This is a genomic window from Streptomyces sp. OfavH-34-F, from assembly GCF_022347745.1.
Taxonomy (GTDB): Bacteria; Actinomycetota; Actinomycetes; order Streptomycetales; family Streptomycetaceae; genus Streptomyces.
This window is the reverse complement of the sequence record NZ_JAKRGC010000119.1, coordinates 1-18,225: the sequence shown is the minus strand read 5'-3', so window position 1 is coordinate 18,225 and position 18,225 is coordinate 1. Positions and strand designations below refer to the sequence as shown.

General features: G+C 73.2%; 17 protein-coding genes. 9 read left to right on the top strand and 8 right to left on the bottom strand.

The window, feature by feature from the left end; genetic code table 11:
* Positions 1 to 638 (bottom strand): ROK family protein (locus tag MHW47_RS18640; protein WP_239224703.1); only part of this gene is annotated, 638 nt, incomplete at its 3' end.
* Positions 639 to 815: 177 nt separating this feature from the next.
* Between MHW47_RS18640 and MHW47_RS18635 the strand changes: the two genes are divergently transcribed.
* Entirely contained in the window at positions 816 to 1,844 is a 1,029-nt protein-coding gene (locus tag MHW47_RS18635; protein WP_239224702.1) for a LacI family DNA-binding transcriptional regulator, read from the top strand.
* Positions 1,845 to 1,902: 58 nt separating this feature from the next.
* On the top strand, positions 1,903 to 2,778 hold the full coding sequence (locus MHW47_RS18630; protein WP_239224700.1) for a hypothetical protein: 876 nt from the start codon (positions 1,903 to 1,905) through the stop codon (positions 2,776 to 2,778).
* A gap of 15 nt (positions 2,779 to 2,793) precedes the next feature.
* Here the strand turns inward: MHW47_RS18630 and MHW47_RS18625 are convergent, their stop codons facing one another.
* From MHW47_RS18625 to MHW47_RS18615, 3 genes are all read right to left on the bottom strand, one after another.
* Positions 2,794 to 4,092 carry an aldolase/citrate lyase family protein gene (locus tag MHW47_RS18625; RefSeq protein WP_239224698.1) on the bottom strand — a complete coding sequence of 433 codons (1,299 nt, stop codon included), beginning with the start codon at positions 4,090 to 4,092 and terminating at the stop codon, positions 2,794 to 2,796.
* Between the two features lie 170 nt (positions 4,093 to 4,262).
* Entirely contained in the window at positions 4,263 to 5,225 is a 963-nt protein-coding gene (locus tag MHW47_RS18620) for an electron transfer flavoprotein subunit alpha/FixB family protein (protein WP_239224696.1), read from the bottom strand.
* Between the two features lie 49 nt (positions 5,226 to 5,274).
* Complete coding sequence (locus tag MHW47_RS18615) at positions 5,275 to 6,060, bottom strand: electron transfer flavoprotein subunit beta/FixA family protein (protein WP_239224694.1); 786 nt, start codon at positions 6,058 to 6,060, stop codon at positions 5,275 to 5,277.
* Between the two features lie 109 nt (positions 6,061 to 6,169).
* Between MHW47_RS18615 and MHW47_RS18610 the strand changes: the two genes are divergently transcribed.
* Together MHW47_RS18610 and MHW47_RS18605 are read left to right on the top strand one after the other, a co-directional pair.
* A complete protein-coding gene (locus MHW47_RS18610; protein WP_239224693.1) occupies positions 6,170 to 6,937 on the top strand; it encodes a TetR family transcriptional regulator in 768 nt (255 codons plus the stop codon).
* Positions 6,938 to 7,069: 132 nt separating this feature from the next.
* Positions 7,070 to 7,471, top strand: a complete 402-nt coding sequence (locus MHW47_RS18605; RefSeq protein WP_239224692.1) for a Zn-ribbon domain-containing OB-fold protein — start codon at positions 7,070 to 7,072, stop codon at positions 7,469 to 7,471.
* A gap of 45 nt (positions 7,472 to 7,516) precedes the next feature.
* On the opposite strand, the gene MHW47_RS18600 is transcribed toward MHW47_RS18605, so the two are convergent.
* From MHW47_RS18600 to MHW47_RS18590, 3 genes are all read right to left on the bottom strand, one after another.
* Positions 7,517 to 8,161, bottom strand: coding sequence for a response regulator transcription factor (locus tag MHW47_RS18600; RefSeq protein ID WP_239224690.1), 645 nt, complete (start codon positions 8,159 to 8,161; stop codon positions 7,517 to 7,519).
* Positions 8,152 to 9,315, bottom strand: coding sequence for a histidine kinase (locus tag MHW47_RS18595; protein WP_239224705.1), 1,164 nt, complete (start codon positions 9,313 to 9,315; stop codon positions 8,152 to 8,154). Before MHW47_RS18595 ends, MHW47_RS18600 begins: the two co-directional genes overlap by 10 nt.
* 136 nt (positions 9,316 to 9,451) lie before the next feature.
* Positions 9,452 to 10,123 carry a DedA family protein gene (locus MHW47_RS18590; protein WP_239224689.1) on the bottom strand — a complete coding sequence of 224 codons (672 nt, stop codon included), beginning with the start codon at positions 10,121 to 10,123 and terminating at the stop codon, positions 9,452 to 9,454.
* Positions 10,124 to 10,422: 299 nt separating this feature from the next.
* Here MHW47_RS18590 and MHW47_RS18585 point away from each other — a divergent pair, with 299 nt between their 5' ends.
* Together MHW47_RS18585 and MHW47_RS18580 are read left to right on the top strand one after the other, a co-directional pair.
* The gene (locus MHW47_RS18585) at positions 10,423 to 13,146 is read left to right on the top strand and encodes a cellulose binding domain-containing protein (RefSeq protein ID WP_374230115.1); all 2,724 of its coding nucleotides are present in this window, start codon (positions 10,423 to 10,425) and stop codon (positions 13,144 to 13,146) included.
* A gap of 103 nt (positions 13,147 to 13,249) precedes the next feature.
* The gene (locus MHW47_RS18580; protein WP_239224687.1) at positions 13,250 to 13,795 is read left to right on the top strand and encodes a hypothetical protein; all 546 of its coding nucleotides are present in this window, start codon (positions 13,250 to 13,252) and stop codon (positions 13,793 to 13,795) included.
* Between the two features lie 58 nt (positions 13,796 to 13,853).
* On the opposite strand, the gene MHW47_RS18575 is transcribed toward MHW47_RS18580, so the two are convergent.
* A complete protein-coding gene (locus MHW47_RS18575) occupies positions 13,854 to 14,738 on the bottom strand; it encodes an SIS domain-containing protein (protein WP_239224686.1) in 885 nt (294 codons plus the stop codon).
* Positions 14,739 to 14,922: 184 nt separating this feature from the next.
* Here MHW47_RS18575 and MHW47_RS18570 point away from each other — a divergent pair, with 184 nt between their 5' ends.
* The 3 genes from MHW47_RS18570 to MHW47_RS35755 all read left to right on the top strand — a co-directional run.
* Entirely contained in the window at positions 14,923 to 15,714 is a 792-nt protein-coding gene (locus MHW47_RS18570; protein ID WP_239224685.1) for a DeoR/GlpR family DNA-binding transcription regulator, read from the top strand.
* 308 nt (positions 15,715 to 16,022) lie between these two features.
* The gene (locus MHW47_RS18565; protein WP_239224684.1) at positions 16,023 to 17,021 is read left to right on the top strand and encodes an MBL fold metallo-hydrolase; all 999 of its coding nucleotides are present in this window, start codon (positions 16,023 to 16,025) and stop codon (positions 17,019 to 17,021) included.
* Between the two features lie 60 nt (positions 17,022 to 17,081).
* Positions 17,082 to 18,225: ATP-binding protein (locus tag MHW47_RS35755; protein ID WP_275449354.1), on the top strand; the 1,144-nt coding region annotated here is incomplete at its 3' end.

The window sequence follows — 18,225 nt, the reverse complement described above, 5'->3', positions numbered from 1 at the left end:
CCCGCCGCGCTCGCGTCGCCGTCCGGGCCGGGCCGCCAGCCGCACTCCAGCGCGCGGCGCGCGATGTTGGGGCCGCTGGCGATGCGCTCGACGCAGCCGCGCGAGCCGCACGGGCACGCCTCGCCGTCGAGGTCCACGCTGATGTGACCGATGTGGCCGGCGTTTCCGCTGGGCCCGGGATGCAGGGCACCGCCGAGGACGAGCCCGCCGCCGACGCCGGTCGAGACGACCATGCACAGGGCGTCGTCGTGGCCGCGCGCCGCGCCGAGCCAGTGTTCGGCGGCGGTGATCGCGACGCCGTCGCCGACCAGGGTGACCGGCAGGCCGCCCGTGGCCCCGGCGACCCGTTCCACCAGCGGGAAGCCCCGCCAGCCGGGCACGTTGACCGGGCTGACCGTGCCCTCGGCGGCGTCCACCGGGCCCGCGCTGCCGACCCCGACGGCCGTCACCTCGGGCCAGCGCGGCGACGCGGCCAGTTCGGCGAGCACGCCCGCCACCGCCTCCATGACCCGCTCACCGCTCTCCCGCGCGGGCGTGGGCCGCCGCGCGCGGGCGACCAGCGCGCCGTCCCGGTCCACCAGAGCGCCGGCGATCTTGGTGCCCCCGATGTCCAGCGCGGCGACGAGATGGTTGTGCATCGGTGCGGCTCCGGTGATGTGAACGGACTGTGCGGCTCGGGTGAACAGTCTGCCCAGTCTCCCGCCCCTTGACAACGTTGTCCAGGGCCTATGCTCGTTCCCACATTCCCCGGAAGCCCGCGCGGCAGGCCCTCGCGGACCGCCGGATCGCCCGCACCGACGACAGGACAGCGCATCGTGGCCGAGACCACCCGTCATCCCGAGCACCGCTACGGCAACCGGCCGACCATGAAGGACGTGGCCGCGCGGGCCGGGGTGGGGCTCAAAACGGTGTCGCGGGTGGTCAACAGCGAGCCCGGGGTCACCCCGGACACCGAGCGCCGGGTGCAGGAGGCGATCGAGGCACTGGGCTTCCGCCGCAACGACAGCGCGCGCGTACTGCGCAAGGGCAGGACCGCGTCCATCGGCCTGGTCCTGGAGGACCTGGCGGACCCCTTCTACGGGCCGCTCAGCCGGGCGGTCGAGGAGGTGGCCCGCGCGCACGGGGCCCTGCTCATCAACGGTTCCAGCGCCGAGGACCCCGACCGCGAGCAGGAGTTGGTCCTCGCGCTGTGCGCCCGCCGGGTGGACGGGCTGATCGTGATTCCGGCCGCCGACGACCACCGCTATCTGGAGCCGGAGATCAAGGCCGGCGTGGCGACCGTGTTCGTGGACCGTCCGGCGGGGCGGATCGAGGCGGACACGGTGCTCTCGGACAGCTTCGGCGGGGCCCGTGAGGGGGTCGCCCATCTGATCGCGCACGGTCACCGCCGGATCGGCTTCATCGGCGACCAGCCCCGTATCCACACCGCGACGGAGCGGCTGCGCGGCTACCACGCGGCGATGGCGGAGGCCGGGATAACCGTGCCGGACTCCTGGGTCTCGCTGGGCCGGACGGACCCCGACCGGGTCCGCACCGCCGCCGAGGCGATGCTGTCGGGACCGGAGCCCGTGACGGCGCTCTTCTCGGGCAACAACCGGGTGACGGTGACGGTGGTACGGGTCCTGGCGGGCCGGGAGCGGCCGGTCGCCCTGGTGGGCTTCGACGACATCGAACTGGCCGACCTGCTCGGCATCACCGTCATCTCCCAGGACGCGGCGGCGGTGGGCCGCACCGCCGCCGAGCACCTCTTCCGCCGCCTCGAAGGGGCCGACCACAGCCCGGCGCGGGTCGAGCTGCCGACCCGGCTGATCGCCCGGGGATCGGGCGAACTCCCGCCCGCCTGAACGGACTTCGATACTCTGACGCGCCAGGCAGTCGATCGGGGAAGGGTCCGCGAACCGGATGAGGGAACGCACACTGGAGGCTCTCGGCCTCGGCGCGGCGCCGCGCGAGCATCCGCTGACCTATCCGGGGGCCTGGCCCGCCGGGTCGGGTCTGCTGCTCGGGGACACCTTTCTGCGGCTCTCGCCCGAACCGGACACGGGCCTCGACCGGTGGCCGGTGGAGTACGGCGGGCCGGGGAGCCGGGTGCCGCTCGACGAGGTGCTCGCCGACGCGGGCGCGCCGCCGACCGGCGAGCGGACCCCGGTGCTCGCGATCGGCTCCAACGCCTGTCCGGGGCAGCTCCGCTACAAGATGGCGGAGCGGGGCCTCAGTGCCGTCATCCCGATGGTCGAGGTGCGCGTGACGGGCATCGAGGCCGGTGTCTCCGCCCATGTGAGCCCGCTCGGCTATGTCTCGGCTTCGCCGTTCCACGCGCCGGGGCGGACCCGTGCGCTGTTCCTCACCTGGCTGGACGGGGCCCAGCTGGAGCACGTCGACCGGAGCGAGGGCGTCTTCCTCGCGCAGGGCGCCTACGACCGGATCTACCTGCCGGCGGACCGCTTCCCCGTGGAGATGCCGAACGGTGAACTCCTGAACGGCGTCCACGCGTACGCGCACCGCCTCGGGGTGCTCCACGACGGCACGGGCGCGCCGTGGGTCCACCCCGGAGAACGGCGGCTGCTCACGGAGTTGATCGCCCGGTCCCCGCTGCTGCGCGAGTGGTTCGGCGGCACTCCGGAGGAGTTCAGCGCCCGCGCGCTCGGCGACCCGGGGCTCTGCGAGAGGGGGACGCGTCTGCTCCGGGACGAGGGGCTCACCCTGGCCTCCGGCCTGGAGTCCCTCGTCGCGGCGCCGGGCCCGTCGGCGCCCGCCGGCGACGGAGTACCCGCCTGACGCCCCGTCCGGCCGCTACGGCGCCGTGACCGTCAGGCCACCGCGCCGGGGGGAGGCGAAGGCGTCGAGGTCCGCGCGGGTGAGCCCGGTCAGTTCGGCCACCTCCCCGGTGTCCAGGGCGCCGCAGTCGATGCCGCGCAGCAGGTAGCCGCTGAGCGCCTTGGCGGTGGCCGGTTCGTCCATCACGTCGCCGCCCGCCTTGGCCGCGTAGGCGGCGAGCCGGGACGCGGCCTGCTCCAGGCCCTCGCGGTAGAAGGTGTAGACGGCCGCGTACCGGGTGGGCAGGTGGGCCGGGTGCATGTCCCAGCCCTGGTAGTAGGCGCGGGCCAGGGCGCGCCGGGTGAGGCCGTAGTGCAGCCGCCACGCCTCGTGGACGCGCTCCGCGGACCCCACGGGCAGCACGTTGGTGGAGCCGTCCGAGACGCGTACGCCGGTGCCGGCGGCGGCCACCTGCATCACGGCCTTGGCGTGGTCGGCGGCGGGGTGGTCGCTCGCCTGGTACGCGGCGCTCACGCCGACGCAGGCGCTGTAGTCGAACGTCCCGTAGTGCAGCCCGGTGGCCCGGCCCCCCGCCGCGTCGATCATGCGGGCCACGGCGGCGGTGCCGTCGGCGGCGAGGATGGACTGGCTGGTCTCGATCTGGATCTCGAAGCCGAGGCGCCCGGCGGGCAGCCCGTGGGCCCGCTCGAAGGCTTCGAGGAGGTGGACGAAGGCGGTGACCTGCTCGGGGTAGGTCACCTTGGGCAGGGTGAGGACGAGCCCGTCGGGCAGCCCGCCGGCCCGCATCAGGCCGGTGAGGAAGATGTCGGTGGTGCGGATGCCCCGGTCGCGTACGGCCGCCTCCATGCACTTCATCCGGATGCCCATGTAGGGCGCCGCCGTGCCCCGGGCGTACGCCTCCGAGACGAGCCGGGCCGCTCGGGCCGCCGTCTCGTCCTCCTCGGCGTCGGAGCGGGGGCCGTAGCCGTCCTCGAAGTCGATCCTCAGGTCCTCGACGGGTTCGCGCTCCAGCTTGGCGCGCACCCGGTCGTGGACGGGCCCGGCCAGCTCGTCGGGGATGCCGAGGACGGCGGCGAGGGCCGCGGCGTCGGGGGCGTGCGCGTCGAGCGCCTTCAGCGCCTCGTCGCCCCAGGTGCGCAGGGTGCCGGCGGTGAAGGCGTCGCCGGGTACGTAGACGGTGTGCACGGGCTGGCGGGTGCCGGGGTCGCCCGGGTAGCGGCGGGCGAGTTCGGCGTCCACCGCCGCGAGGGAGGCGCTGATCCCGTCGCTGACCGCTCCGGCGAGGCTCGTCGCCACCGTCTCCTGCTGACCCATCGTCCGCACCCTCCACCTCGACAGTTTCCGCTTCCCGGAATCAATAATCCGTATAGTGAAGTTATAAGGCCGACGCACCGGCGTCAACGGTGACGGGAACGGCCGCGGGGCCGCACGGTGCGTTCACCGTGCGGCCCCGCGGCCGTTTGCTCGTACGCGCTCGGCGGCGATCAGCCCTTGCGGGTGTTGATCTCCTCGGTGAGCTGGGGCACGACGTCGAAGAGGTCGCCCACGACGCCGTAGTCGACGAGGTCGAAGATCGGCGCCTCGGGGTCCTTGTTCACCGCGACGATCGTCTTCGAGGTCTGCATGCCGGCCCGGTGCTGGATCGCGCCCGAGATGCCCGAGGCGATGTACAGCTGCGGGGAGACCGACTTGCCGGTCTGCCCGACTTGGTTGGTGTGCGGGTACCAGCCCGCGTCCACCGCCGCACGCGACGCGCCGACCGCGGCACCCAGCGAGTCCGCCAGCGCCTCGATGACCGCGAAGTTCTCCGCGCCGTTGACGCCACGGCCGCCGGAGACCACGATCGCGGCCTCCGTCAGCTCCGGACGGCCCGTCGACTCACGCGGCGTACGCGAGAGCACCTTCGTACCGGTGGCCGCGGCGGAGAACTCCACCGCCAGCTCCTCCATCGCACCCGCGCCCGCGGCCGGCTCGACCGGCGCCGAGTTCGGCTTCACCGTCACCACCGGCGTACCGTGCGTGACCCGGGACTTCGTGGTGAACGAGGCCGCGAACACCGACTGCGTCGCCACCACACCCTGTTCACCCGCCTCCACGTCCACCGCGTCGGTGATGATCCCCGACCCGATCCGCACCGCGAGACGGGCCGCGATCTCCTTGCCCTCCGCCGACGACGACACCAGCACCGCCACCGGCGACACCAGCCGGTGCGCGGCCTGGAGGGCGTCCACCTTCGGTACGACCAGATACTCGCCGAACTCGGCCGCCTCCGACACGAGGACCTTCACCGCGCCGTGCTCGGCGAGCACACCCGCCGTCCCGGCCGCACCCGCACCCACCGCGACCGCGACCGGGTCACCGATCCGCCGCGCGAGCGTCAGCAGCTCCAGCGCCGGCTTGCGGACCGCGCCGTCCAGGTGATCGACAAAGACGAGAACTTCAGCCATCAGACTTCCCTACTCCTGCACATCAGCGACAACGACCACGCACAACGGCTCAGATGAACTTCTGGCCGGCCAGGAACTCGGCCAGCTGCTTGCCGCCCTCGCCCTCGTCCTTCACGATCGTGCCCGCGGTGCGGGCCGGGCGCTCCGTCGCGGAGTCGACCGCGGTCCAGGCACCCGCCAGACCCACCTGCTCTGCGTCCAGGCCCAGGTCGTCCAGGTCCAGGGACGTCACCGGCTTCTTCTTCGCCGCCATGATCCCCTTGAACGAGGGGTAGCGCGCCTCGCCGGACTGGTCGGTCACCGACACCACCGCCGGCAGCGACGCCTCCAGCTCCTCCGACGCACTGTCCCCGTCCCGCCGGCCGCGCACCACACCGCCCTCGACCGACACCTGCGACAGCAGCGTCACCTGCGGCACACCCAGCCGCTCCGCCAGCAGCGCCGGAACCACACCCATCGTCCCGTCCGTCGACGCCATCCCCGAGACCACCAGGTCGTACCCGGTCTCCTCCAGCGCCTTCGCCAGCACCAGCGACGTCCCCAGCGCGTCCGTCCCGTGCAGATCGTCGTCCTCGACGTGAACCGCCTTGTCCGCACCCATCGACAACGCCTTGCGCAACGCGTCCCTGGCATCCTCCGGACCCACCGTCAGCACGGTGACCTCCGCATCGTCCGCCGCCTCCGCGATCTGCAACGCCTGCTCGACCGCGTACTCGTCCAGCTCCGACAGCAGACCGTCCACATCCTCACGGTCCACCGTCAGGTCATCGGCGAAATGCCGGTCACCGGTCGCGTCGGGCACGTACTTCACACAGACAACGATCCTCAAGCTCACGCCGGCTCTCCCTGTACCTGGTGGTGTCCTGCGGGAATCCTATGGCACTCAGTACCCTGCGTAAAGGTACCCAGTGTCAGCGGGCCGGATTCGGTGTTACGTTTCCGGCATGACCGAAGACCGCCGACCGGCCAAGAAGCCCCCCATGCGTGACGTGCTCGCCGAGGCGGCCTTCGCGCTCTTCCTGGAGCGCGGCTTCGAGCGGACCACGGTGGACGACATCGTCGCCCGCGCGGGCGTGGGACGGCGGTCGTTCTTCCGCTACTTCCCCTCGAAGGAGGACGCGGTCTTCCCGGACCACGAGCGGTGCCTGGCGGACATGACCGCGTTCCTGGCCGCCGCCGAGGACGGCGACCCCGTCGCCACCGTCTGCGACGCCGCCCGGCTGGTGCTGCGGATGTACGCGGAGAACCCGGAGTTCTCCGTGCAGCGCTACCGGCTCACCCGCGAGGTGCCCGGACTGCGGACCTACGAGCTGTCCGTGGTGCGCCGCTACGAGCGGACCCTGGCCGGCTATCTGGAACGGCGCTGGGCCCAGGACCCGGACGCCGCTCCCGACGCGCCCCTGCGCGCCGAGGTGATCGCCGCCTCGGTGGTCGCCGCGCACAACAACGGCCTGCGCTCCTGGCTGCGTTCGGGCGGCCGGGGCGACGCGGGGGCGGAGGTGGACCGGGCGCTGGAACTGGTGCGCACGGTCTGGGGCGAGGCGGCCGCGGGGAAGCCGGCCGCGCCCGCGACGGCATCCGGGCAGGACCCGGCCCCGGTGTCCTTCGGCGCCCCGGCGGGCGACGGCGAGGTGATCGTCATGGTGGCGCGCAAGGGCGCTCCGATGTGGCGCGTGGTGCAGCACGTGGAGGCCGCGCTCGGCGGCGCCTGACGCCCGGACGAGAGCCACGTCACCAATTCACGGCACTCAGTGCCTTTACTTCGCGGAACTTAGTGCCATACGGTGCCGCTGTGCCGTTGCCGGGAGCGCGGCACGTACCGAGTCGAGCGCGGGAGGCGGAACGTGTTCAGTACCGGAATCGACGTGGGGCCTGCGACCCGCGAGACGGATGAGCCGCACAGCCAGGAAGGGCTGGTCTACCAGGTGTGCCGCTGGTGCGGCACCGCGTCCTTCCGCAAACTCCTGTGCCCCGTCTGCGCGTCGAGCGACCTGGAGTCCGCACGGAGCGACGGGCAGGGCGTCGTCGTACGCTCCAACGTCGTCAACCGCTATTCGCGCGTGATGCGCAACGAGTCCCTGGTCCGCTTCCCCGAGGGCTTCGTCTACCGGTGCCGGATCGTGGGTGCCGCCCCGCACCTCGTCAACGTCGGCGACCGGGTCCGGCCCGTCGGCGGCCGGACCTCGGTGTCCGGCGAGGTCGTGATGGAACTCTGCGACCCGCCCGGCTCGGCCACCTGGTACTGACCGCCCGGAGGCGGCCCGGCGCGACCGCGCGACCGCGCGACCGGCTCACGCCTCCAGGTAGCGCAGTACGGCCAGCACCCGCCGGTTGTAGCCGGTGGTGTGCGCCAGCCCCAGCTTGTCGAAGACCGTGTTCAGGTTCTTCTCCACGGCGCTCAGCGAGATGTGCAGCTTCTGGCCGATCGCCGCGTTGGTGTGGCCCTGGGCGAGCGCCTCCAGCACGGTGCGCTCGCGCGGCGTCAGCCGCGACAGCGGGTCGGCGTGCGTACTGCGGATCACCAACTGCCGTACGACCTCCGGGTCGAAGACGGCCCCGCCCGCGTGGATGCGCTCCAGCGAGTCCAGGAACTCCTCCACCTGCGCCACCCGGTCCTTGAGCAGATAGCCCACCCGCTCCGCGTTCTCCGCGAGCAACTGGGCGGCGTAGTTGCGCTCCACGTACTGCGAGAGCACCAGCACCCCCACCTCCGGACGGCTCCGCCGGATCTCCACCGCCGCCCGCAGCCCCTCGTCCTTGTGCGTGGGCGGCATCCGGATGTCGGTGACCACGAGGTCCGGGGTTCCCGCCGCCACCTCGGCCAGCAGGGACTCCGCGTCCCCCACGGCCGCCAGGACCTCGTGCCCCTCCTCGGCGAGCAGGCGCACCAGGCCCTCCCTCAGCAGGGTCGAGTCCTCGGCCAGAATCACGCGCACGGCAGCTCCGCGGTCACGGTGGTGGGGCCCCCGAGGGGGCTGTGGACGTCCAGCATGCCGTCGATCGCGGCGACCCGGCCCCGCAGCCCCGCGAGCCCGCCGCCCTCGGGGTCGGCGCCGCCGCACCCGTCGTCGCGCACGGACACGGTGAGCAGGTCGCCGCGCCGGGTCACGCTCACCGCGACGGCGCCGGCGCCCGAGTGCTTGGCGGCGTTCGTCACCGACTCGGACACCACGAAGTACGCCGCCGTCTCGACGGACGCCGGCAGCGGCCCCGGCACCTCGTACGCCACCCGTACGGGAATCGAGCAGCGCTCCGCCACCCCGCCCAGCGCCTCCCGCAGCCCCACGCTGTCCAGCGCCGTGGGATACACCCGCCACGCCACCTCGCGCAGCTCCGCGAGCACCTCGCCCGCCTCCCGGTGCGCCTGCTCCAGCAGCGCGTCCGCCCGTTCGGTGTCCCGCGCACGGCGGGCTCGGCCCAGCAGCATCGCCAGCGCGACCAGCCGCTGCTGCACCCCGTCGTGCAGGTCCCGCTCCACGCGCCGCCGCTCCCGGTCCACCGCCCGCACCACGGCCGCCCGGCTCGCCGCGAGTTCGCCGATGCGCCGCCGCAGCAACTCCCGCTCGCCGGGCCCGAAGCACTCCCGCGCCAGCCGGGCCTCCAGCGCCGCCAGCCGGAACAGCCCCTGCACATCGAGGAAGAGCAGCACCGAACCCAGGACCACCTGGCCCAGCAGCTCGCCCCAGTCCGGCGCCGAGCGGGCCACGCCCGCCACGAGCAGCCCCGCCAGCACCAGCCCGAAACCCAGCAGCCCGGATACCACCGCGCACACCGGCCCGGAACCGGCACGGGCGGCCAGATAGCGGAGCACCTGCTGGTCGGAGGGGCGGTGCGCGGGGAACCGGTCCCCGAAGAACACCGTCCTGCGCCACCGCTCGGCGTCCGCCAGCCGCCGGGCCCCGGAGAGCAGCAGGGTCCGCGCGCCGCCCCGGGTGCGCGGCCACAGCAGGAAGGGCCCGAGCAGCGCCCCGGCCCCCGCGAGGTACACCGGCCCGGCGAGGGCGGTCAGACAGCCCAGCAGCGTCCCGGCGACCGGCAGCGCCCGGCCTGCGAACCGCGCCCCGTCCCGGACGACCGGGGGAGCCTCCATCGTGCCGCGCCGCCCCTCCGTCTCACGCCCGCTCACCGGGCCCCGCCCTGTGCCACGACCGGGCCCGAACGATAGTTCCCCCACGCGCCCGTCCTCGACGGCGGACCCCGGCCCGGGCACCGCACCGCCGCCCGGCTCAGACACCACGGCGGTGCCGGGCGCGCCCGGCGGCCGAGCGGGCCCGGACGCACACGGCGACGTACAGCGCGAGGGCCACCGCGACCAGCAGCAGCACCGCCTTGGACAGTACGCCGACGTAGTCGCCCACCGACTCCCACTGGTCCCCGAGCCAGTAACCGGCCAGCACCAGCACCGCGTTCCACACCAGACTGCCCACGGCGGTCAGCGCGAGGAACCGGGGCAGCGGCATCCGCTCCAGACCCGCCGGCACGGAGATGAGGCTCCGGAAGACCGGCACCATCCGGCCGAGCAGCACCGCCTTCGTGCCGTGCCGGGCGAACCACGCCTCGGTGCGCGCCAGATCGGAGACCCTGACCAGCGGCAGCCGCTCCCAGAGCGCGTACATCCGCTCCCGGCCGAACAGGGCCCCGAGCCAGTACAGCGCCGCCGCCCCCACCACCGAACCCAGCGTCGTCCAGAACAGCGCGGACGCCAGGGAGAGCACGCCCTGCCCGGCGGCGAAGCCGGTCAGCGGCAGGATGATCTCGCTCGGCAGCGGCGGGAAGAGGTTCTCCAGCGCGACGGCCAGCCCCGCGCCGGGACCGCCCAGCGTGTCGACGAGCCCGGCGGCCCAGCCCGCCACCCCGCCCGTGGGCTCCTGGGGGAGGGCGAGCAGTACGCGTTCCATACGAGGTCTCCGCTCGGGTGACGGCCGGGGCACGGTGCCCCGGGCTCCTCACTCACGCTAGGAATCCGGAGGCCCGCGCCGGTATGCGGCCGGCCACCGCGCCACCCTGCGGTTTCCCGCAGGGTCACTCGGAGCGGCCCCTGACAGGGACCGAACAATTCATCCGATGAACCCTTGCCTCCACTCTTCTCCCGGCGCAAAGCCGCCGCTACCATCGGGACGCAGTATGGGAGCGCTCCCACGCCCGTGCACGCCCTTGACCGCCTCCCGGGCGGTCCCTGTTCGGAGAGGACGTTTCCGTGCGCTCAAGCGCAAGATCCTTCGCCACCCTGGTGGCGGCCTTCACCCTCACGGCGGGCTTGTTCACCGCCGGAGCCCCCGCGTCGGCGTACGCCGACGAGGCCGCCCCCGCCGCCCAGGCATCCGATGTGTCCGTCGCCGCGGACACATACGACTGGAAGAACGTCCGCATCGACGGCGGCGGCTTCGTGCCCGGCATCGTCTTCAACCGGTCCGAGAAGAACCTCGCCTACGCCCGCACCGACATCGGCGGCGCCTACCGCTGGGACCAGGCCGGCAAGCAGTGGGTGCCGCTGCTCGACTGGGTGGACTGGGACCACTGGGGCTGGACCGGGGTGGTGAGCCTCGCCTCCGACTCCGTCGACCCGGACAAGGTGTACGCCGCCGTGGGCACGTACACCAACGACTGGGACCCCACCAAGGGCGCGGTGCTGCGCTCCTCCGACCGGGGCGCCACCTGGAAGGCGAGCACCCTGCCGTTCAAGCTCGGCGGCAACATGCCGGGCCGCGGCATGGGCGAGCGCCTCGCGGTCGACCCGAACAAGAACTCCGTGCTCTACTTGGGCGCGCCCAGCGGCAACGGCCTGTGGCGGTCCACCGATTCGGGCGCCACCTGGTCCGAGGTGACGGCCTTCCCCAACCCCGGCAACTACGCGCAGGACCCGACCGACACCAGCGGCTACGGCAACGACAACCAGGGCATCGTCTGGGTGACGTTCGACGAGCGCACCGGCAGCGCGGGCAGCGCCACGCAGGACATCTACGTCGGGGTCGCCGACAAGGAGAACACCGTCTACCGGTCCACGGACGGCGGCGCCACCTGGTCGCGGATCGCCGGACAGCCCACCGGATACCTGGCGCACAAGGGCGTACTCGACTCCGAGAACGGCTATCTCTACCTGACCCTGAGCGACACCGGCGGCCCGTACGACGGCGGCAAGGGGCAGATCTGGCGCTACACCACCGCGACCGGTGAGTGGAAGAACGTCAGCCCGGTCGCCGAGGCCGACACCTACTACGGCTTCAGCGGGCTGACCGTCGACCGTCAGCACCCCGGCACGGTGATGGCGACCGCGTACAGCTCCTGGTGGCCGGACACCCAGATCTTCCGCTCCACGGACAGCGGCGCGACCTGGACGCGGGCCTGGGACTTCACCGACTACCCGAACCGCTCCAACCGCTACACCCAGGACGTCTCCTCGGTGCCGTGGCTGACCTGGGGCGCCAACCCGGCGCCGCCGGAGACCACGCCCAAGCTGGGCTGGATGACGGAGGCGCTGGAGATCGACCCGTTCGACTCGAACCGCATGATGTACGGCACCGGCGCGACGATCTACGGCACGGAGAACCTCACCAACTGGGACTCCGGCAGCAAGTTCAAGATCACCCCGATGGTGAAGGGGCTGGAGGAGACCGCCGTCAACGACCTGGCCAGCCCGCCGTCCGGCGCCCCGCTGCTCAGCGCGCTCGGTGATATCGGGGGCTTCCGGCACACCGACCTCGACGCCGTCCCGGGCATGATGTTCACCTCGCCCAACCTCACCTCCACCACGAGCATCGACTTCGCCGAGGCCAGCCCCAGCACGGTGGTCCGGGTGGGCAGCGCGGACGCGACTCCGCACATCGGCTTCTCCACGGACAACGGCGCCAACTGGTTCCAGGGCTCCGAGCCGTCCGGGGTGACCGGCGGCGGCACGGTCGCGGCGGCCGCCGACGCGAGCGGCTTCGTCTGGAGCCCCGAGGGCGCCGGCGTCCACCACACGACCGGGTACGGCAGTTCGTGGAAGGCGTCCACCGGCATCCCGCAGGGCGCGACGGTCGAGTCGGACCGGAAGAACCCGAAGAAGTTCTACGGGTACAAGGCCGGCACCTTCTACGTCTCGACGGACGGCGGCGCGACCTTCACCGCGAAGGCGTCGAGCGGTCTGCCCGCCGAGGGCAACGTCCGCTTCAAGGCGGTCCCCGGCATCGAGGGCGACATCTGGCTGGCCGGCGGCGCCGAGAAGGGCACCTACGGCCTGTGGCACTCCACCGACTCCGGGGCGACCTTCACCAAGCTGAGCGGGATCGAGCAGGCGGACTCGGTCGGCTTCGGCAAGGCGGCGGCCGGCGCCTCGTACCAGACGGTCTTCATCACCGCGAAGATCGGCGGGGTGCGCGGTGTGTTCCGGTCCACGGACGGGGGCGCCGGCTGGACCCGCATCAACGACGACGCCCACCAGTGGGGCTGGATCGGCGCCGCGATCACCGGCGACCCGCGTGTCTACGGCCGGGTGTACGTGTCCACCAACGGGCGCGGCATCATGTACGGGGAGTCCTCCGACAGCGACGGCGGCGGCACGGACCCCGGTACCGACCCGGGCACGGACCCCGGCACGGACCCGGGCACCGATCCGGGTGACGCCGCCTGCTCGGTGACGTACAAGGTCACCAACCAGTGGTCCGGCGGCTTCCAGGCCGATGTGACGCTGACCAACACCGGCAGCACCGAACTGGACGGCTGGAAGCTGTCCTGGACCTTTGCCGACGGGCAGAAGGTGGGCCAGATGTGGAACGCCCGGGCCACGCAGAACGGGGCGGAGGTGACCGCCGCCAACGTCGACTGGAACGGCAGGGTCGCCCCCGGCGCGTCGGCGGGCTTCGGCTTCACCGGCACGCTGACCGGCGGCAACACGGCACCGGACGCCTTCTCGCTGGGCGACGAGGTCTGTGCCACCGGCTGACGCGCCGTCCGGTGGCACACCGCGGGGGCGGACCGGGGGACCGGGCCGCCCCCGCGGTCCGTCTTACTGGCCCCGTACAGGTTCGTCGGCCATACTGCCCGCCGTGGAGCAGCGCATAGATCCGAAGACCCAGCCCGCGTACGCCGCAGGGACCGACCCGGCGTACATCCCCGGTCTCACGGCCCCCGGCCCCGCCGCGACGGTGGCCGAGAAGCCCGAGAAGCCCGAGGAGCCGGAGGAGCCCGAGGAGACCGGGGAGTCCGCACCCGCCGACGCCGTCGCGGACGCACCGGCCGACGAGGCGCGGCCCGCGGCGGCCGACGAGGACGATGAGCAGGAGGAGAGCGAAGAGAGCGACGAGAAGGGCGCGGACGGACCCTCGTTCGAGGTGAGCGATCGGCGCGGCTCGATCGCGGCCGACCGCAAGGGCGTCCGCTTCACGCTGGACGACCAGCAGGCCGACTTCGGCTGGGACGAGATCGGCGCGGTCGAGGTCAAACCGGCCCGCTTCGGCCGCCGGTTCACCGTCACCGTCCACCTCTCCACCCGGCGCTGGTTCAACGGCGAGGTCGAGGCGGCGTCCCGCGGCAGCCTCAAGGAGTGGGCCGAGGAACTCGACGCGGTCCTGGACGCCTACTTCGAGGAGTGAGCGGAGCCCGGCCGGTCCGGGGCATCGAGGCGCCCCGGCCCGCCGGGCCCGTGTCCGGTCAGGCGTCCGCCAGGACCACCGAACGGGTCAGGTGGCGCGGGCTGTCCGGGTCCAGGCCGCGCGCCGCCGCGCGCGCCACGGCCAGGCGCTGGACGCGGACCAGGTCCGCCAGCGGGTCCAGGTCGCTCTCCACCCAGCGGGCCCCGGTCGCCAGCAGCTGCTCGCGCAGGCCCTCGGGGGCGGGGCCGAACATCCAGGTCGCGGTGGTTTCACCGGCGATGCTGATGGGGCCGTGGCGGTACTCCATCGCGGCGTACGCCTCGGTCCAGGAGAGCGACGCCTCCTTCATCTTGAGCGCCGCCTCGTTGGCCAGCCCGGCCGTCCAGCCGCTGCCCAGGAACGTGAACTGGTCGCGGTCCACCAGGCCCTCGGGCAGCGGCTCCGCCAGCGCCGTCTCGGCGTCGTGGACCACCGCGTCGGTGTGCAGCCCGAGGTGGGCGCGCAGCAGCGTCAGCAGGGTGGTGGCGAACCGGGTCTGCACGACGGACCGTTCGTCCGCGAAGTCGAGGACCACGACCGCGTCGGCGGTCGTCATCACCGGGGTTCCCGGATCGGCGGTGATCGCCACCGTGGGCGTCGTGCCCCGCAGCCGGGCGAGGAGTTCCAGCACCTCCGTCGTGGTCCCGGAGCGGGTGAGCGCGACGACCCGGTCGTAGCGGCGGCGGTTCGGGAACTGCGAGGCCGCGAAGGCGTCGGTCTCGCCCTGCCCGGACTCCTCGCGCAGCGAGGCGTACGCCTGGGCCATGTAGTACGAGGTGCCGCAGCCGACGACGGCGACGCGCTCGCCGGCGGCGGGCAGCACGGCCGCGTGACTCCCCGCCAGCTCCGCTGCGCGGCGCCAGCACTCCGGCTGACTGGCGATCTCGATCTCGACGAATGACACGTCTGCGCTCCGTACCGGTGAGAGGATGCTTTTTTCTGCACGGTACTCGCGTGGAACGAACATTTTCAAGCACGCGTGGTGGCGGGCGGACGGACCCGGCCGGGCGCTGTGCGACGCTTGCCGCTGTCCGTGAGCGCGCCCGAGGGGAATCGGCGCCCCCCGCCCGGACGTGAGGAGAACTGCCATGTCCAGGGACGCCCGCTGGAGCGCACTGCTGGAACTCGTGGGCCGCCACGGCCGGGTGGACGTCGAGGACGCCGCGAAGGCGCTGGACGTCTCGGCCGCGACGATCCGGCGGGACCTGGACCAGCTCGCCGAGCAGCGGCTCCTCACCCGTACGCGCGGCGGCGCGGTCGCCCACGGCGTCGGCTACGAACTGGCCCTCCGCTACAAGGAGGGGCGCAACGCCCCCGAGAAGCAGGCCATCGGGCGCGCCGTCGCCGACCTGATCGCGGCCGGCGAGGTCGTCGGGCTCACCGGCGGCACCACCCTCACCGAGGTGGCCCGCTCGCTCGCCGTCCGCCCCGACCTGGCGGGCGACGGCGCGGCCGGGCGGCCGGCGCTCACGGTGGTGACCAACGCGCTCAACATCGCCCACGAGCTGGCCGTCCGGCCGCAGTTCAAGACGGTGGTCACCGGCGGGGTCGCCCGACCCCAGTCCTACGAGCTGACCGGCCCGCTGGCCGCCGGGGTGCTGGGCGAGATCACGCTGGACGTGGCGGTGCTCGGCGTCAACGCGCTCGACACCGGGCGCGGGGCGTACGTGCACCACGAGGGCGAGGCGGGCGTCAACCGGCTGCTCGCCCAGCAGGCCCGGCGGGTGGTGATCGCCGCCGACTCCTCGAAGATCGGCAAGCGCGCCTTCGCCCGCGTCTGCGATCTCTCCCTGGTGGACGTGCTCGTGACGGACCGGGGCATCGCGCCCGAGGAGTCGGCCCGGCTCACGGAGGCCGGGGTCACGGTCATCGCGGTCTGAGCCGCCCGCTCCTTCCGGCGTGTCCGAAACGCGGGTGCGCGGAGTCTGTTTTCGGCCATGCTCAATGGGTAATCGGCCCCTTCCGGTTTGACGGCGCCCGGTCGCGCCCCGGTGACCGGTGGGTTCCGCTCCGCGCTGTTTTCCCCGCTTCACCCCGGAAGATTCCGTACGGTGACAGGCCGGGATGCTCTCGCACGGTGACGGGCCGGCCGCCACCGGTGCCCGCCAAGGTAACTTTTCAGCCAACGGCGTGTTTTTATGGCCAGGTTCGAACGCGCGACCGGAATGTGGTCGGCATAATCGCGTCCATGTCGATCACGGGTGGGGATGTCGTTGACCTTGGCAGGGGCCTGTACGCCTGGCTCCCGCCGAAGCGTGGCTGGGGGCTGGCCAACTGCGGCCTGCTCGTCTCGCCCCGGGGCGCGTTGTGGATCGACACCCCGTACGACCCGGTGCTCGCCGGGCAGTTCCTCGCCGAGTCCGTGAAGCGGCTGCCCGAGGGCGTCTCCATCGACCGCGTCGTCGTCACGCACGCCAACGGCGACCACTTCTGGGGCGCGGGCGTGCTCCCGGACGCCGAGATCATCGTCACGCGCGAGGCGCGGGAGCACATCCACTACGAGCCCACCCCGCAGCAGCAGCACGCCCTCGTCAGCGGCGGCGACCCGGCCACCCCGCTGGGGGCCTACCTCGCACGGCACTTCGGCCCGTTCGACTGGTCGCAGACCGAACCCGTCCGGCCCACCACGTACTTCACCGGCGAGCTCGAACTGACCGTCGGCGACTACCCCGTCCAGATCACCTCGCTCGCGCCCGCGCACACCACCGGCGACCTGATCGTCCACCTGCCGGCCCAGTCCACCGTGTTCAGCGGCGACATCATCTTCTCCTCGTCCGACGAGCAGCCCGGCGACCACCCGTGCCACTGGGAAGGCCCGCTGAGCAACGTCATCGCCGCCTGCGAACAGGTCCTGGCCACCGGCGCCGAGACGATCGTCCCCGGCCACGGGCCCGTGATCGACCGGGCCGGCGTCCGCGAGCACATCGACTACCTCGCGTACGTGCAGGAGCGCGCCCACACCCTCCACGCCGCCGGAGTGCCCTCCGTCGACGCGGCCCGCCGGGTCATCGCCGAAGGCCGCTACCCCGCGCTCGGCCTGCCCGAACGGCTCGTGGTGACCATGGGCAGCGAGTACCGGCAGCTCGACGGTTCGGAGCGGCCCGGTGTGGTCCAGGTGATCACCGACGTCGCCACGGTCGCACAGGAAGTGGAGCAGGCCAGTGAGCCGGCAGGCAGAGCGGGCTGACCGCGCGGCCCAGCGCCGCGCGCCGGCGGACCGCCCCGACGAGAGAGACGCGGTATCGGCATGATCGCATGGATCCTCACGGTGATCGCCGTCGTCGTCGCGGTGGCGGGCTACTCGCGCGCCTACCGGGCCGGCCTCGCCGAACAGCAGGCCGTCACCCGCGCCGAACTCGCCGACCGCCAGGCCAAGGCCGCCGAGGCCCGCACCGCCGCCCTCCTGGACGAGATCAGGCAGCTCGCGCGCAAGCGCATACCCGCCGCCGCCCTCGCCCTCTCGCACCCCAGCGCCACCGTCCCCGGACTGCGCGAGGCGGCCGAGGTGGACGGCGGCGCGGCCCTCCTGCTCACCGAGGCCGTCCAGGCCGCCAGGACCGCCGTCCTGGAGGAGCGCCAGCGCGTGGACGCGGCGGCCCGCGCCGCGATGCGCGGCACCTCCGCCAAGATCCAGTCCCTGCTCAACCAGTCCCAGCAACTGCTCCACGAACTCCAGCACGAGTACGACGACCCGCGCATCCTCCAGCTGGACTTCCGCAACGAACTCGCCCTGCGCCGCACCCAGGCCACCGCCGTGCTCTGCGACGCCTGGCCCGGCCTCGCCCGGCAGAACTCGCCGCTCGTCGAGATCGTCCTCGGCGCCCAGTCGCGCGTCGCCGGCTACGAGCGGATCAAGGTCTCCAACCATCTGCGCGACGAACGCCTCGCGCTCGCCGCACGGGCCGCCGAACCCCTCGCGATCGCCCTCGCCGAACTGCTCGCCAACGCCACCGCGTACTCCCACCCCGACACGGACGTGCAGGTCACCATCCAGCAGAGCGGCGGCCGGGGCGCGTTCCTCGTGGTGGACGACGCCGGCATCGGCATGGACGAGGACGCGCTGGAACGGGCCCGCGCCCTGCTCGCCGGCCCCGCCGAGGTGCTGCTGACCGAGCTGGGCGACCCGCCGCAGACCGGCTTCGCGGTCGTCGGCCGGCTCGTCGTGCAGTACGGCTTCGACTGCCACATCGAGGCGTCCCCGTTCGGCGGCATGCGCACGATGCTGCGGATTCCCGCGCACCTGCTGACCGTGCTGGACGAGGACCGCGACCTCTCCGCCCTCGCCCCCGCCCCCGTGTCCGCCGCCGCGGACCGCCCCGCCCCGGCCGCCCGGCCCGCGGGAACCGGGACCGGGGACGCCGCGGACCCCACCGGACTGCCCAGCCGGCGCC